The sequence below is a fragment of the Chromobacterium phragmitis genome (assembly GCF_003325475.1).
Taxonomy (GTDB): domain Bacteria; phylum Pseudomonadota; class Gammaproteobacteria; order Burkholderiales; family Chromobacteriaceae; genus Chromobacterium; species Chromobacterium phragmitis.
On the sequence record NZ_CP029495.1, the window covers coordinates 3,060,741 to 3,074,754 of the forward strand.

A 14,014-nucleotide genomic window follows, 5' to 3' on the forward strand; every position below is an offset into this window, starting at 1 on the left:
TCAAAGTCCCGCGATGTATTTAATCATCGCGTTTGTCTTGAATCTGTGGCACATTTTCTTAACAAATGGCATAAGCATGGTAGGTCCGTTCTCTGGGAGGTGTGTGATGAGTGTGATTTTCCGATCCCGCAACGCGTTGCTTGGCGGTGGCCTATGGTTGATCTGCCTGCCGGTTCTGGCCGGCCAGGCGGCGGTAGCCGCCCCAGATCAGTACGGCGCCGATGTGGCGGCCCGTATTCTGAAGGCGGGCGGCAACGCGGTGGACGCGGCGGTGGCCACCGCCTTCACGCTGGCCGTCACCTACCCCGAGGCGGGCAATATCGGCGGCGGCGGCTTCATGACCCTCTACCAGGCGGGCAAACCGTATTTTCTCGACTACCGCGAGGCGGCACCCAAGGCGGCCAGCCGCGACATGTATCTGGACAAGAGCGGCAAGGTGGTGCCGGAAATGAGCCTGGTGGGCGCGCGCGCCGCCGGCGTGCCAGGCACGGTGATGGGCTTGTGGCAGGCGCACCAGCGTTTCGGCAAGCTGCAGTGGAAGCAACTGCTGGAGCCGGCGATAGGCTATGCCGAGCAAGGCTTCGTCGTGGCGCCGCGCCAGTACCAGTACCGCGACGAGGCGGTGAAGCTGTTCGAGGGGAAAACCAATTTCGCCCAGTACTTCGGCAAGATGAAGGGCGGCGAAACCTTCCGCCAGCCGGAGCTGGCGGCCACTTTGAAGCGCATCGCCCGCTTTGGCGCGGCTGAATTCTACCAAGGCGAAACCGCCAAGCTGCTGGTGGCGCAGATGCGGCGCGACAACGGTCTGATCAGCGCCGACGATCTGAACGACTACCGCGCCAAATGGCGGGAGCCGGTTCGCATCGATTGGCGCGACAGGGTGGTGTACACCGCGCCGCCGCCCAGTTCCGGCGGAGTGGCGCTGGCGCAGCTGCTGACCATCAAGCAGGAGCGCGCGTCGGATTTCACCGGCGTGGCGCTCAATTCCGCCCGCTACATCCATCTGCTGGCGGAAATCGAGAAGCGGGTGTTCGCCGACCGCGCCGACTATCTGGGCGACCCGGACTACGTCAAGACGCCGGTGGCGCAGCTGACCGACCCGGCCTATCTGAAACGCCGCGCGGCCGAGATCAACCCGACGGCCATCTCGCCGACGCCGGACATCAAGCCGGGGCTGGACCCGCGGCAGACCACCCACTTCTCCATTGTCGACCGCTGGGGCAACGCGGTGGCCAACACCTATACGCTGAATTTCGATTTCGGCAGCGGCGTGGTGGTCAAGGGCGCGGGCTTCCTGCTCAACGACGAAATGGACGACTTCAGCGCCAAGCCGGGCGTGGCCAACGCCTTCGGCGTGGTGGGCAAGGACGCCAACGCCATCGCGCCGGGCAAGCGCATGCTGTCGTCGATGTCGCCCACCATCGTCACCCGCGACGGCAAGGTGGAACTGGTGATCGGCACGCCCGGCGGCTCGCGCATCTTCACCTCCATCTTCCAGGTGCTGAACAATCTGTACGACTACAAGCTGCCGCTGAAGGACGCGGTGGCGGCGCAGCGCGTCCATCACCAGCTGCTGCCCAAGGACACCATTTTCTACGACCAGTACGCGCCGCTGGCCGGGCAGGCAGCCCAGGACCTGAAGGCGATGGGCTACACGCTGAAGGATCAGGGCTGGCGGATGGGCGACATCCAGGCGGTGAGGGTGAGCGGCGACAAGACCGAAACCGCATCCGATCCGCGAGGCCGCGGCGTGGGCATCGTGGTGGCGGAGTGAGATTCGGGCGCGCCCGCGCGATCAGCCGCGGGCGCGATGATTGACGACAACGACAAGAAAGAAAAGCAATATGCAGTACACAACCGTGCTGAGCGATGTGGCGGACGACACGGTCCGCGCGGCGATAGGCGTGCCCTTGCGGGCGTATAACGAGAGCCGGATGGGCGAACTGGACTATCGCCCGCTGGTTATCAGCGTGCAGAACGAGTCCGGAGAGATCGAGGGCGGTTTGTGGGGCTACACCTGTTTCGGCTGGCTATACACCCAGCTGTTGGCCGCGCCGACGGCGGCCAAGGGGCAGGGCCTGGGGCAGCGGCTGATGGAAGAAGCCGAGGCCGAAGCCAGGGCGCGCGGCTGCGTCGGCGCCTGGGTGGATACCCACAGCTTCCAGGCGCCCGGCTTTTACGAAAAACAGGGCTACCAGCGCTTCGGCGAACTGGACGACTACCCTCCCGGCCACAGCCGAATTTTCTACCGGAAGTCGCTGAAGGATTGATAGGGGGGCGGGCGATGTTGTTGGGCCGCTCCTGTCTGGTTATTAGTCTGATTCCAAACTAAAACGCTATGTACAACTACCGATATATAGGGAGCCTAGCGTGATATCCCTTCTCGCCCAATTCAGCATCCGCGCCAAGATTTTCGGCCTGATCGTGCTTGGCGTGCTGGCTTCGCTCATCATTGGCGCCAATGGCATTTTCGGCGCGTCCAGCATGTTCGACCTGACCCGCGGCATGCATGACAACGCGCTGGCGCCTGTGTATCTGCTGGGGCAGGCCAGCAAAATGGCGACCTATGTCAGCCGCTCAGACTATCGCTACATCTCCGAAACCGAGAAGACGGTGATGGATCAGGTCCTGGCCAAGCGCGGCGAGCAGGAGGCGGAAACCAGGCGCTACCTTGACTTGTATCGAAAGACGGATCTGACCCCGCCCGAAGTGGATGGCCTGAAGCGCTTCGACGCCGCCTGGGCGGCGATGGAGGTGCCGTGCAAGCAAATGAGGGAATTCAGCTATGCCGACACCGGCAATGGCGAGGGCAACAAGAAGGCGCTGGATGTGATGGCCAAACAGTGCAGGCCGGCGTTCCAGGCGGCGGATGACATTTTGAAGGACCTGTCGGCGATCAATCTGAAACTGGCCGACCAGGCGCTGGACAACGCCCAAGCCAAGTACCAGGCGCTGCGCACCATGTCCATCGCGGTGCTGGCGATCGGCCTGGCGGCGCTGGCCGCGCTGGGGCTGGCCATCCAGGCCGGCATTGTCGGCAGCCTGAAGGAAGCCTGCCGGGCGATGGAGAAGATGGGGGCCGGCGACCTGACCGGCGAGATCAGGGTAAGCGGCAAGGATGAAGTCGCCGACATGATGCGCTCGCTGTCCGATACCCAGCAGCGCTTGCGCAGCACCGTGGGCGAGATCGTGCGTTCCGCCGCCAGCGTGGCGGCCACTTCGGAACAACTGGCGGCCTCCACCGAGCAGGTCAGCGCCAGCATAGGCCAGCAGGTGAACGCCACCTCCAGCGCGGCGGCGTCGCTGGAAGAGCTGACGGTGAGCATAGACCTGTGCGCCAGCAACGCCGGCCAGGCCAACGAGCAGGCGGCGGAAGCCGGCCTGCAGGCCAAGGCCGGCAACAAGGACGTGCAGGACTCCACCACCCGGGTGAAGCGTGTCAACGAGAGCGTGACCAGCTCGGCCGACAGCCTGGAGTCGCTGTCCGACCAGGCGCAGCAAATCGGCAGCATCGCCACCGTGATCAAGGACGTGGCCGATCAAACCAACCTCTTGGCGCTGAACGCGGCGATCGAGGCGGCGCGGGCCGGCGAGCAGGGCCGCGGCTTCGCGGTGGTGGCGGACGAGGTGCGCAAGCTGGCCGAGCGCACCACCAGCTCGGCCCAGGAAATCACCAATATGATAGGCAAGATCCAGGACGGCGCGCGCGAGGCGGTGAGCGGCATGCGCAGCAGCCGGCAGATCGTCGCCGACGTGGTGGTGGCGGCGGAAAACGCGTCGGCCACCATCAGCACGGTGGAAGAGCGCGCGGCCGGCGTGGTGTCGGCGATCAACGAGATCGCGATGGCGGTGGGCGAGCAGCGCCAGGCTAGCACCGATCTGGCGGGGCGAGTGGAGGCCATCGCCGCGATGTCCAAGGAAAACGGCGTGGCGGTGGATGTGTTCTCGCAGGCGACGCGAGAGCTGGCGGTGGTGGCGGAAAAGCTGCAGCAGACCACGCTGGCCTTCCGCATGGATTGACGCCTACATCCGCTGGAACAGGTGGGCGTAGCCGCGGCTCACCTCCAGCGGGCGGGCGTGGCCGCGCAGCCGCAGCAGGAGGCCGCGCTCGTCGCGCCGCACCTCTTCGATGGCGGCCACCCGCACCAGGGTGGAGCGGTGCACCTGCCAGAATTCGTCCGGGTCCAGCTGCGCCAGCAGCTCCTTGATCGGCGTGCGGATCAGGGCTTCGCCGGCGGCGGTCTGCACCCGGGTGTATTTTTCGTCGGACTGGAAGAACAACACCTCCTCGATGGCGATCATCCGCACTGCGTTGCCCGCCGACGCGCGTATCCAGCGCAAGTAGGCCGGTTTTTCCAGCCGGCTGCTCAACTGCCGCAGCGCGGCCTGCCAGTCCGGCGCGGTCTCCGGCGCGCGTTGCATCCAGCGCTGGCGGGTGCGCGCCAGCCGTTCATCGTCCACCGGCTTGAGCAGGTAGTCGATGGCGCCTTCCTCAAACGCCTGGATCGCGTATTGGTCATAGGCGGTGACGAACACCACCGGGCACTGCCCGTCCAGCTCCATCGCCGCGGCGATGCCGGTCTTGACCGGCATGGTGATGTCGAGGAAGGCCAGGTCCGGCTGGTGTTGGCGGGAGAGCGCCACCGCCTGGCCGCCGTCGCGGGCCTCGGCGACGATGTCCAGCTCCGGCCAGACTCTCTGCAGCGCCGCGCGCAGCTGTTCGCGCATCAGGCGTTCGTCGTCGGCTATCAGGGCGGTAAGCGTGGGCATGGCTCTCTTTCAGGTCAGGGCGAAGGGCAGGGCGATGACGGCGAGCGTGCCGCCGGACGCCGGCGCCTCCAGGGTCAGCTCGGCTTGCTGGCCGTACAGCAGAGACAGCCGCTCGCGGATGTTGGCCAGGCCCATGCCTTGGCCGGGTTGCTCTGGAAAGCCGGCGCCGTCGTCGCGCACTTCCAGCCTGAGTTTGCCGTCCAGCACTTTGGCGCCGATGTTGATCGCGCCGCCGTCCGCCATCGGCTCCAGGCCGTGCTTGACGGCGTTTTCCACCAGCGTCTGCAGCATCATCACCGGGAAGCGCGCCGGCAGCAAGGCGTCCGGCACGGCGATAGTCACCCGCAGCCTCTCCTCCATCCGCAGCTGCATGATGTCCAGATAGGCGCGGGACAGCTCCAGCTGCATGCCCAGGCTGGTTTCGCCCGGCGAGTCGCGCCATTCCGGCAGCGAGGAGCGCAGGTAGCGGATCAGCGCCTTCTGCATCGCCAGCGCCCTGGCGGGCGAGTCCTCCATCAACTGGCACACCGAGGACAGGGTGTTGAACAGAAAATGGGGCTCGATCTGCGCCTGCAGCGCGCCCATCCGCGCTTCCGCCAATTGGCGGCGCAGCGCTTCCAGCTCCGCTTGCCGCTCGGCCTCCTCGCCGCGGGCGCGGGCCTGGCTCGCCGCCTGGTCGGCCTGATACTTGCCGCCGGCCAGTATCTTCACCAAGCCGGAGACCAGCACCGCGGCCAAGGCCAGCAGCGCCAGGCCCAGGATCGCGCCCAGCAGCAGCGCCAGCAATGCGGCCAGCGCCAGCCGGCCCCAGCCCATGCGCGCCACCTTGTCGACGAATAGCCACCAGTAGCGCTCCAGCGCGCGCAGCAGCCGGTCGGCGTCGCTGGGCGAGGCGACGCGGCGTGGATCATTCATGGGCGGATTCCTTTTCCGGTGCCGGCAGCGCCAGGCGGCGCGGCCGAACGAAGAATTTGGCGGCGGCGGATCCCAGGATCAGCCAGATCAGCAGTCCCGGCAACAGCAGCAGGCCGCAAACCAGGATGGCCAGCAGCGACAGCAGCGCGAAGCGGCCCCAGCCGACATCGGCCAGCCAGTCCAGATACTGCCGCCAGTAAACCGGTATTTTACGGCCAAGCGCGCGCAGGTCGTCCAGCGCCGATGGTGTGGTGTCGCGAGTCATGCCTTTCTCCTTGCGTTGGGGTGTGGGCTGACTGTAGCGGCCGCGATATTCCGCTGACAGCGGAATGCGACGAAACGCCGAATGCCGGTCATGAAACGCGGCAGGCGGGGACGAGCGGGACAAAAAACGGGGATGCCCGTTGCCGAGCGTCCCCGTCCCGTGTTTTTACAGGCCTAATGCTCGCTCCAGCGCGCGCATTTCTTCGCGCCAGGTTTGCTGCAGTTGCGGTTTCTGATGCTTGGGCTTGCGCGAAAGATCGGCGTTCAGCAGCGTTTCCAGCTCGCACAGCCTCTGCCATTGCGCGTCCTCGCCGCCGGCGCCTCCCGCCGATGCGTGGCGATCCGCCGGCCGCTCAGACGGCGCGGCGGCGGGCGCCGGCGCGGAGAACAGCGCGGCATACGCCGCGTCCGCGTCCGGCCACTCGGTCAGCCGGCCGTCGCGCAGCACCCAGAATCGGTTGCAGGCGGCCTCGATCAGCTCGCGGTCGTGCGAGACCAGCAAGGCGCCGCCGGGGAAGGCGGCCAGCGCCTCGGCCAGCTCGCGCTTGCCGTCCAGATCCAGGTGGTTGGTGGGCTCGTCCAGCCATAGCAGGTGGTGGCTGGCCAGCGACAGCGCCAGAAACAGCAGCCGCGCGCGTTCGCCGCCGCTGAGCGATTCCACTTTCTGGCCATGGCGCGGGTAGGCGAAGCCGGCGGCGATCAAGGCCTGCCGGCGCGCGGTTTCCGGCAGCGGCGACAGCGGATAGAGCGCGTCGATCAGCGTCGCCTCGTCGGCCAGCTGCCGTAGCGACTGGTCGTAATAGGCGATGCGGGCCGCCGGATGCCAGCGCCAGCCGGCGCGCGGCTCGCCGGTCTGGATGTCGGCCCAGCACTGGCGCAGCAGCGACGATTTGCCGGCGCCGTTGGCGCCCAGCAGCGCCACCCGGTCGCCGGGCCGCAGCCACAGCCCGGCGGCGGCGAACAGCGGCGGCAGGCCGGGCGCGGCCGACACCGGCAGCGACTCGAAGGCCAGCAGGCTGTCGGCCGACAGCGCCTGGCCTTGCAGGCTGAGCCGCCACGGGCTGCCGCGGCTGACGAAAGTCTGCTCGTCCTTCAGCCGGTCGACGCGCTTTTCCATCGACTTGGCCTTGCGTACCAGTTTTTCGTTGTCATGCTCGCGGCCCCAGATCGCCAGCCGCTTGCTGCTGGCGGCCAGGCGGTCTATCTCTTTTTGCTCGCCGGCGCGGCGCGCGCGCGCGGCTTCGTCGGCCTCGGCCAGCTCGGCCAGCGCCTGGCTGCACGGCAGATCGAAACGGTACAGCCGCGCGTCGCGCATCACCCAGCTGCGGCGGGTGGCGTTGTCCAGCAGCCTGGCGTCGTGGGACACCAGGATGAAGCCGCCCGGCCAGCGGGAAAGGAAATCCTCCAGCCATAGCAGCGACGGCAGGTCCAGGTGGTTGCTGGGCTCGTCCAGCAGCAGCAGATTGGGCTGGCGCAGCACGGCGCGGCCCAGCAACAGCCGGGTATGCTGGCCGCCGCTGAGGCCGGAGACCGGCGTGTCGGCTTGGGCTTCCAGCTCCAGATCGGCCAGCAGGCTGTCCACCCGCCAATGCTGGTCGGGCTCCACCGCCTCTTGCAGCGCCTGGCGGGCGCTCAATGCATACAGGCGTTCGGGCAGATGCTGTTCGACATGCTGCAGCCGGCAGGCGGCCGCGTATTGGATTTCGCCGCTATTGGGTTCCAGCTGGCCGGACAGCAGTTTCAGCAGCGTGCTCTTGCCGCAGCCGTTGTGGCCGATCAGGCCGATGCGGTCGCCTAGTTTGACGGTGAAGGAAAGGTCCTGGAACAACGGGCCGTGGCCGGCGTCCAGTTGGACGGACAAGGCGGAAATCAGGGTTGTCATGCTTGTGCTCTCGCTTGCTCGGGACGTAACAGTCCCTGTCAACAGGAGCGCTGGCGACAACGGGGATGAGTCGAGAAAGGACTCTGTAAAGAAGGGAGTGTGGCTTTGCTCGAACCCGCTTATCGCAGCGCGATGGTACGCAGGCAAGAGCTTTCAAATGTGCCGTACAGGCGAGCCAGCAGGATGGGGCGCGCAGAGAAAACCATATTTACCTCCTTTCTGTCGTGAGGTGGACGAATGAGCGGCAGTATAAGCCAGCGCGGGGAGGGCCGCCAGCGGCCGCCGCCCGCGCGCCCGAGGCTTCACTTCTGCCGGGTGACCCAGCTGCGCAAGGACACGCCGCCGGCGATGCCGCGGCATTGCGGCGCGTTTTCCTCCGACATCAGCTGGAATGCCTTGCCGGTCCAGGCCCAACTGGCGCCGCCGCCGCAATCGCCGATGCCGCGGCCCTTGGCGTAGCTGGACAGCTCTCCTTTGTCGAAGGAGGCGTTGACCAGGAAGCCTTCTTCGCCGTCGCTGTTGAGCAGTTTGGCTTTGCGGGGGCGGAAGGGCGGAGCGTCGTTGCTGATCCAGGCCTTGGAGCCGTTCTGGTAGGCGCCGCGGCCGCATTGGAGCAGCACCAGCAACTGGCTGGCGCTCAGCCGGTAGAGATCGGCTGTCGGTTGTTCCCCTTCCGGCTGCTCCTGCCAGCATTCCTCATCCATGGCGCGCAGCGGCTTTAGAATGGCGGGCAGCAGCGCCTGATCTCCGGGCCTGGCGGCGGCGGGCGGCGCCGGCATCAGCAGCGGCGCGGCCTGGGCGGCAGGGACGGTGGATTCCGGCTTGCCGCCTTTTTTCACCAGCGCGCCCGGAGTGCCTATCCGGCCCTGCAGATCGTCCATTTTCAGCAGCGCGGCCTTCAGGCCGGCCAGCGATAGCGTCCATTGCCGCTTGCCGTCGCTGAGCGCCACCTCATCGGCGTCCAGCATCGCCGGCAGCAGTTGCGTTGTTTGCGCCGGGCTGAAGGCGTGTTCCGGGCTGAGGCCGGACCATTTGATCTTGCCCACCTTCAGCGTGAGCTTGCCGACCTTGTCTCCATCCGAGGCATCGACAAAGAGCTGGGCGCTCAGCTTGCCGCCGGGGCCGGCTTCGCGGGTCAGCAGCAGGCTGACCGGGTTGTCGCCCTCCTCGGCCTGGGTGCCGTTGGCGTCGCAATGGCGGATGTTGTCGCAAGCGATGGCCCAGTCTTTGAATTGGTAAATCTTGGCCGAGGCGGGCAGGGCCGCCGCCAGCAGCGCGGCTGCGAGCAGGGTGCGTTTCATGTGGATTCCTTGTTTTGCATTGCCTGGATGGTGGGCGCGTGTCGTGTGCCGCAGAACGCGGGCTATCCGCCGAACAGCCCCGGCGGCGCGCTGCGCTCAAGCTCGAAACGCAGCAGCGCGGCCTTCAGCGGCAGGCCGCCGGCATAGCCGGTGAGGCTACCGTCCGTGCCCAATACCCGGTGGCAGGGCACGATCAGTGCGATGGGATTGGTGGCGTTGGCCCGGCCCACGGCGCGCGCGCCGTCCGGATTGCCCAGCGCGCGCGCCAGTTCGCCGTAGCTGACGGTATGGCCATAGGGGATCTCGCACAACGCCGCCCATACCTGTTGCTGGAACGGCGTGCCTTGCGGTGCCAGCGGCAGATCGAAGGCTTGGCGTTCGCCGGCCTGGTATTCCGCCAACTGGCGCGCCACCTCGGCCAGCGCCGCGTCGTCGCGCGGGCAGGCGTGAGCGGCCAGCTGTTCGGGCGTGGGGTTGAACAGCAAGCGCAGCAGCGCGCCGCGGATGTCCAGCCAGGCGGCCACCGGGCCGAAACGGGTATCGATCAGGCCGTGGCAGGCGGCAGTGGTCATGGGGCTTACCTTGAAGCAGGGCGGGATGGCGCGATTGTAGCGCCATCCCAACAGGGATTCGATATGGATCAGGCGGCCGACGGCAGCGCCAGCTTCGCGTTCACCATCGTCTCATCCGGCGCGTAAGCGCCAGCATGGCCAGCGGTGCAGGCGGCGGTGGCGGCGGCGAAGCGCAGGTGCTCCGCCATCGTCCGGGCCGGGTGTTTCAGCAGGCTGGCGATCAGGCCGCCGATGGAGGCGTCGCCGCAGCCTATGGTGTCCGTCACCTGAGCCGGCAGCGCGGCTTGTTCCAGCGTGCCGTCCGGGCTGATCAGGCTCATGCCGTCCGCGCCGCGGGTGAACAGGATGGCGGCCTGGGGCGCGAGGCGGCGCAGCGCTTCCAGCGCACAGTCTTGATCCCGCGCGGGAAACAGCTGCTGCAAATCCTCGTCCGAGGCCTTGATGTAGCTGGCCAGGCCAGCCAGCGCCTCGAAGCGGCGGCGGTAGCCGGCTTCGCTCATCGCGCTGCGCATATTGGGGTCGAAAGCAATGGCCACGCCGCGCGCGGCCAATTCATGCGCCAATTCCAGCAGCCGGTCGGCCAGCGGCGGTCTGGCCAGGCTGATGCTGCCGAAGTAGGCGATGCGCAGCGCGTCCAGCCCATCCGGCGGCAGCCGTGCCAAGTCGAAATGCAGGTCGGCGCTATTGTCGCCGACGAAAAAATACGAAGGCGGCTGGCTGGACGGCACCATCGCCAGCAGCGGCGGATAGGGCAGGGTCTGGAGGAAGCGGATGTCCAGGCCTGCGGCGGCGGACGCGTCCAGCAGCTGGCGCCCCAGCAGATCGTCGCTGACCGCGCCGGCGAATGCGGCGCCCACCCCCAGCCTGCCCACCACCCTGGCCACATTCCAGCCGGCCCCGCCCGGGCGGGACTGCCAAACATCGTTTTCCTGGCGGATGAAATCGGTCAGGGCTTCGCCAAAGGCGATGAACTGTGGGGGAGTCATCTTCTATGCTTCTCCAGGGCGCGCGCGATGTGTGTTGAGAGTCAAGACAGTGATGCGTCTAGACCCAGCTGGCGCGCATATTAAGTCAAAAGGCTGGTCCAAATCGTATCGGATATGATGGTGAATGCTTGAAGCGTCATTGTCCAGCTTGTCTTCGGCATATCGCATTGTTTTGGGTCAGGCTTTGGATGTTAGCCAGGGGCGACTGGGATGCTGTATTGGGCTTGAGAATAGGCAGTGGGAGGATTGAGGCGCGCCGCCCGCGGGAATGGTGAACGGCGCAGAGAGGGCTTACAGCAGTTGCTTGCGTAGGCTGGCGGGGATGGCGTTGTTCTTCAGGAAGTCCTTGCCTTCGGCTTTCAGCCATTCCCTCAGCGTGCGGGTATTGCCGTGCAGATCGCGCACTGCCGGCGCATCGGGCGACGCGCCCTGCTTGAGCAAAGCCTGGACGCAGTCGGGGTTCTTTTCCTGCAGTGCGGTGTACAGCGGATTGCCAAACGTCGACAAACCTTGTTGTTCCGGCATGCCGTTGATGTCGAGTCCGGCTTGCTTCAGCAGGACGATGCGCGCTTCCGCATCCGGGTCTGGCGCATTGGCGCGCGTCTTGAAGTAGCGGGTGCAGACGAAATGCATGGCGTTCTGGCCATTATTGTTCGGCTTTTTCACATCCGCTTTCGCGTCCAGCATCAGCTTGACGATGCCGAGATTGCTGGCACCGATCGATGTCAGCGGCCAGTCGCCATAATGATTGCGAGCGTTGGCATCCGCGCCTGCCTGCAGTAGGCTTTTGGCGTTTTCCAGATCCGGCGGGTACATCTGCACCACGCCGCTCGCCGTCATTAAGGCCGTGGTGCCGTCGTCCGCCGTTTTGACATTGGGACTCGCGCCATGAGCCAGCAAATCCTTGATGATGGCGCGGCGGGCTTCCCGTTCTTTCGGGGATATCTCCGGTGGCAACATCGCGTACATCATCGGCGGCATATTCATCTGAATGGAAACCGGTAGCGTCAGATCTGGCTTGGTTTCCAGAAACTTGTGAGTCAGCGTCGCGTCGTTGAAGTAGATGGATAGGCCTAGCGGGGTAGGAATCTCCATTGCTTCTTCTGCATCCATCGGGAAGGCGAAATGAGGTTTGGCACCTTGGGCGAGCAACTTGTCTATCGTCTGCATCTTCTTAGTCGAAGGCTTGTCGATATAAGTTGCTGTGGCATCCAGCAGTTTGTCTTCCAGAGACTTGGCATGGACAGAAATGGAGAATGCCAGTATGGCTGAGGCTGTGAGCGAAAGTAGGAATTTTTTCATTATGGAACTGTTTTCGTTTTTTAGGGACGGTGAAGTGATAATGGCTGCTTTTTGTCCTTAGTTAGTCGTTTGGCTGGTATTTATGGTTTTCAGGAGTTGATGGTAATGAATTCTTTATTGCAAATAATGTTTTCCATTGCCTTGCAAATATCGGATCCAATTTCGCAAAAGAAGTCATCATATCCGCCATAAATCGCACCATCATTAGACATGAGATAGGTTAGGTGTCTGGAATATCCTTGCCCTATTGGAAGTAATTTCTTTCCAATTAGAGGTTCGTAAACTTCAATAGCCCAAAGGCGATCAAAGCCTTTTGTGGCCAGTATGGAGTCAAAACATGACTCATCTTCGGATTCTCCACTTTTGGACGGGTGTTTAAAAGTGATTCCATCCAAGTTTTGTATGAAATCTAGTGCCTCTTGGAAAATATTATAACCTTCATTTTTCCAAGTTAAGACAATGTTTTGTATTGGAACTTTCCTGTCAGGGTGCCAACCATTTTTTATAAGCTCACTCTCTACTGTAGGTATAAAGCAGTAGTTCATTGTTTTTTTCCTGTTTTCACTTTGTCATATTTGAACGTGACAGAGCAGTTGGAACAGCATGGCATTGCGCTACCGTCTTTTGTTCTTACTGTTGCCATGTCTAGATCACTTCTTGATGATCCATCTTTTAGCGCTTGGTTCATTGCATCGACTTCTGCACAATTGTTTGTTGGCCAAGGCTCAAGACTTGTTTTTGGCAGAGTTGAGGCAAGCCTAGCGTCAATATTGGTTGGCTTAACTCCGCTTGTTCCGGTATAAACTTTCCCAGTTCTTCTATTAACTACGGCGCAAGTGGCTGTAGGTAGCCTACCACCATTATTTCTAATTCTTTCAGCTGCTTTTTGAGCTTCATCTAGCGCATCTGGACAAGACTTTCGAGTTAAACCCGTTGGGTCAATCCATAGCGTTGGATTCGGTGCGTATGCATGTGTGTTAATTCCTCCATGAAGTCCAATCGGATCCCGCGAAATAAACCTGCCGATTTCAGGATCGTAGTAACGATAGCGGTTGTAGTGCAGCCCGGACTCGTCGTCATGATACTGCCCTTGGAAGCGGAAGGGGTTGCGGATGCCGGCTTTTGAGGCGGCGTCGGCGATGACTTCGCGCGCCTGGCCCCAGGCTTGGTAGTCCATTTCCAGCGCCAGCGCGCCATGCTCGTCGGTCAGCGCCTGCGGCGTGCCCAGGTGGTCGGTGTGGTAGTAGTACACCGCCTTCGGTTCTTGCGGCTCAGGTCCGGCCTGACGCAGCGGGTCCTTGTCCGGGTCGTAGGGGTTGTGCTGGCTCCAGGCCGGCACTTTGACGCCGCGAATGGCGTCGGTGTGCACCTGGGCCAGCGGCACGAAGCTGTCCGGCTCGAACAGGTAGTGCACCGCTTCTTCGTCGCGGGTTTCGAAGGCCAGCACGTCGCCGTCCCAGCCGTATAGCGTGGCCTGGCCCTGGCTGATCTTGGCGATGCGGCGGCCCAGCGGGTCGTAGTGGTAGTCGGTGCGCTGGCCGTCCGGCGCGGTGAGGCGGGACAGGCGGTTGTGGCTGTCCCATTCCAGCTGGGTGAGGCTGCCGTTGACGCGTTTCTCCACCAGATTGCCGCGGCTGTCGTAGCGGTAGTGGCGGCCGGCGTACTGGCTGAGCAGGTTGCCGAGCAGGCTGTCGTCCTGATGGCCGTCGGCGGCCGGGGCGTTGTCCAGCAGGTTGCCGGCCGGATCGAAGCGGAAGCTTTCCACGCCCTTGGGGGTGGCGGCTTCCAGCAAGCGGCCGACCGGATCATAGCGGTAGTTCAGCTGGCCGCTGCGATTGTCGGCGATGCCGGTCAGTTGGCCGGCGGCGTCGTACTGGTACTGTCGGCTCCACTGGGTGGCGCCCATCAGCCGCTGGCTGGACAGGCGGCCGGCCTTGTCGTAGGCCAGGGTCTGCTGCAGCGCATTGCCCAGCACGCGCTGGGTTTCGCGGTGCAGCTTGTCGCGCTCCAGGTTGAAGATGT

13 protein-coding genes are annotated in these 14,014 nt (G+C 64.2%); 3 read left to right on the forward strand and 10 right to left on the reverse strand.

From position 1 onward, the window contains the following. Positions 1–106: 106 nt before the first annotated feature. The 3 genes from ggt (at position 107) to DK842_RS14660 (ending at position 4,020) form a co-directional block, all read left to right on the forward strand. Complete coding sequence (gene ggt, locus DK842_RS14650; RefSeq protein ID WP_114062103.1) at positions 107–1,774, forward strand: gamma-glutamyltransferase; 1,668 nt, start codon at positions 107–109, stop codon at positions 1,772–1,774. Positions 1,775–1,844: 70 nt separating this feature from the next. Beyond that, positions 1,845–2,270: a GNAT family N-acetyltransferase gene (locus DK842_RS14655; RefSeq protein WP_114062104.1), complete on the forward strand. Its 426-nt coding sequence runs from the start codon at positions 1,845–1,847 to the stop codon at positions 2,268–2,270. 100 nt (positions 2,271–2,370) lie between these two features. Next, positions 2,371–4,020, forward strand: coding sequence for a methyl-accepting chemotaxis protein (locus DK842_RS14660; RefSeq protein WP_114062105.1), 1,650 nt, complete (start codon positions 2,371–2,373; stop codon positions 4,018–4,020). 3 nt (positions 4,021–4,023) lie between these two features. On the opposite strand, the gene DK842_RS14665 is transcribed toward DK842_RS14660, so the two are convergent. From DK842_RS14665 to DK842_RS14710, 10 genes are all read right to left on the reverse strand, one after another. After that, positions 4,024–4,770 carry a LytR/AlgR family response regulator transcription factor gene (locus DK842_RS14665; protein WP_114062106.1) on the reverse strand — a complete coding sequence of 249 codons (747 nt, stop codon included), beginning with the start codon at positions 4,768–4,770 and terminating at the stop codon, positions 4,024–4,026. A 9-nt stretch (positions 4,771–4,779) separates the two neighbouring features. Continuing rightward, positions 4,780–5,685 carry a sensor histidine kinase gene (locus DK842_RS14670; protein WP_114062107.1) on the reverse strand — a complete coding sequence of 302 codons (906 nt, stop codon included), beginning with the start codon at positions 5,683–5,685 and terminating at the stop codon, positions 4,780–4,782. Next, entirely contained in the window at positions 5,678–5,950 is a 273-nt protein-coding gene (locus DK842_RS14675; RefSeq protein ID WP_114062108.1) for a hypothetical protein, read from the reverse strand. Before DK842_RS14675 ends, DK842_RS14670 begins: the two co-directional genes overlap by 8 nt. Positions 5,951–6,115: 165 nt before the next feature. Continuing rightward, on the reverse strand, positions 6,116–7,831 hold the full coding sequence (locus DK842_RS14680; protein WP_114062109.1) for an ABC-F family ATP-binding cassette domain-containing protein: 1,716 nt from the start codon (positions 7,829–7,831) through the stop codon (positions 6,116–6,118). A gap of 302 nt (positions 7,832–8,133) precedes the next feature. Continuing rightward, a complete protein-coding gene (locus DK842_RS14685; protein ID WP_114062110.1) occupies positions 8,134–9,132 on the reverse strand; it encodes a DUF1176 domain-containing protein in 999 nt (332 codons plus the stop codon). Between the two features lie 62 nt (positions 9,133–9,194). Beyond that, positions 9,195–9,704, reverse strand: coding sequence for a methylated-DNA--[protein]-cysteine S-methyltransferase (locus tag DK842_RS14690; protein WP_114062111.1), 510 nt, complete (start codon positions 9,702–9,704; stop codon positions 9,195–9,197). 68 nt (positions 9,705–9,772) lie between these two features. Further along, on the reverse strand, positions 9,773–10,690 hold the full coding sequence (locus DK842_RS14695) for a carbohydrate kinase family protein (protein WP_114062112.1): 918 nt from the start codon (positions 10,688–10,690) through the stop codon (positions 9,773–9,775). A 291-nt stretch (positions 10,691–10,981) separates the two neighbouring features. Further along, on the reverse strand, positions 10,982–11,992 hold the full coding sequence (locus DK842_RS14700; RefSeq protein WP_145964043.1) for an ankyrin repeat domain-containing protein: 1,011 nt from the start codon (positions 11,990–11,992) through the stop codon (positions 10,982–10,984). A gap of 89 nt (positions 11,993–12,081) precedes the next feature. Then, complete coding sequence (locus tag DK842_RS14705) at positions 12,082–12,537, reverse strand: SUKH-3 domain-containing protein (protein ID WP_114062114.1); 456 nt, start codon at positions 12,535–12,537, stop codon at positions 12,082–12,084. After that, positions 12,534–13,967 carry an RHS repeat-associated core domain-containing protein gene (locus tag DK842_RS14710; protein WP_114062115.1) on the reverse strand — a complete coding sequence of 478 codons (1,434 nt, stop codon included), beginning with the start codon at positions 13,965–13,967 and terminating at the stop codon, positions 12,534–12,536. The genes DK842_RS14705 and DK842_RS14710 overlap by 4 nt, the downstream gene beginning before the upstream one ends. Positions 13,968–14,014 lie beyond the last annotated feature (47 nt).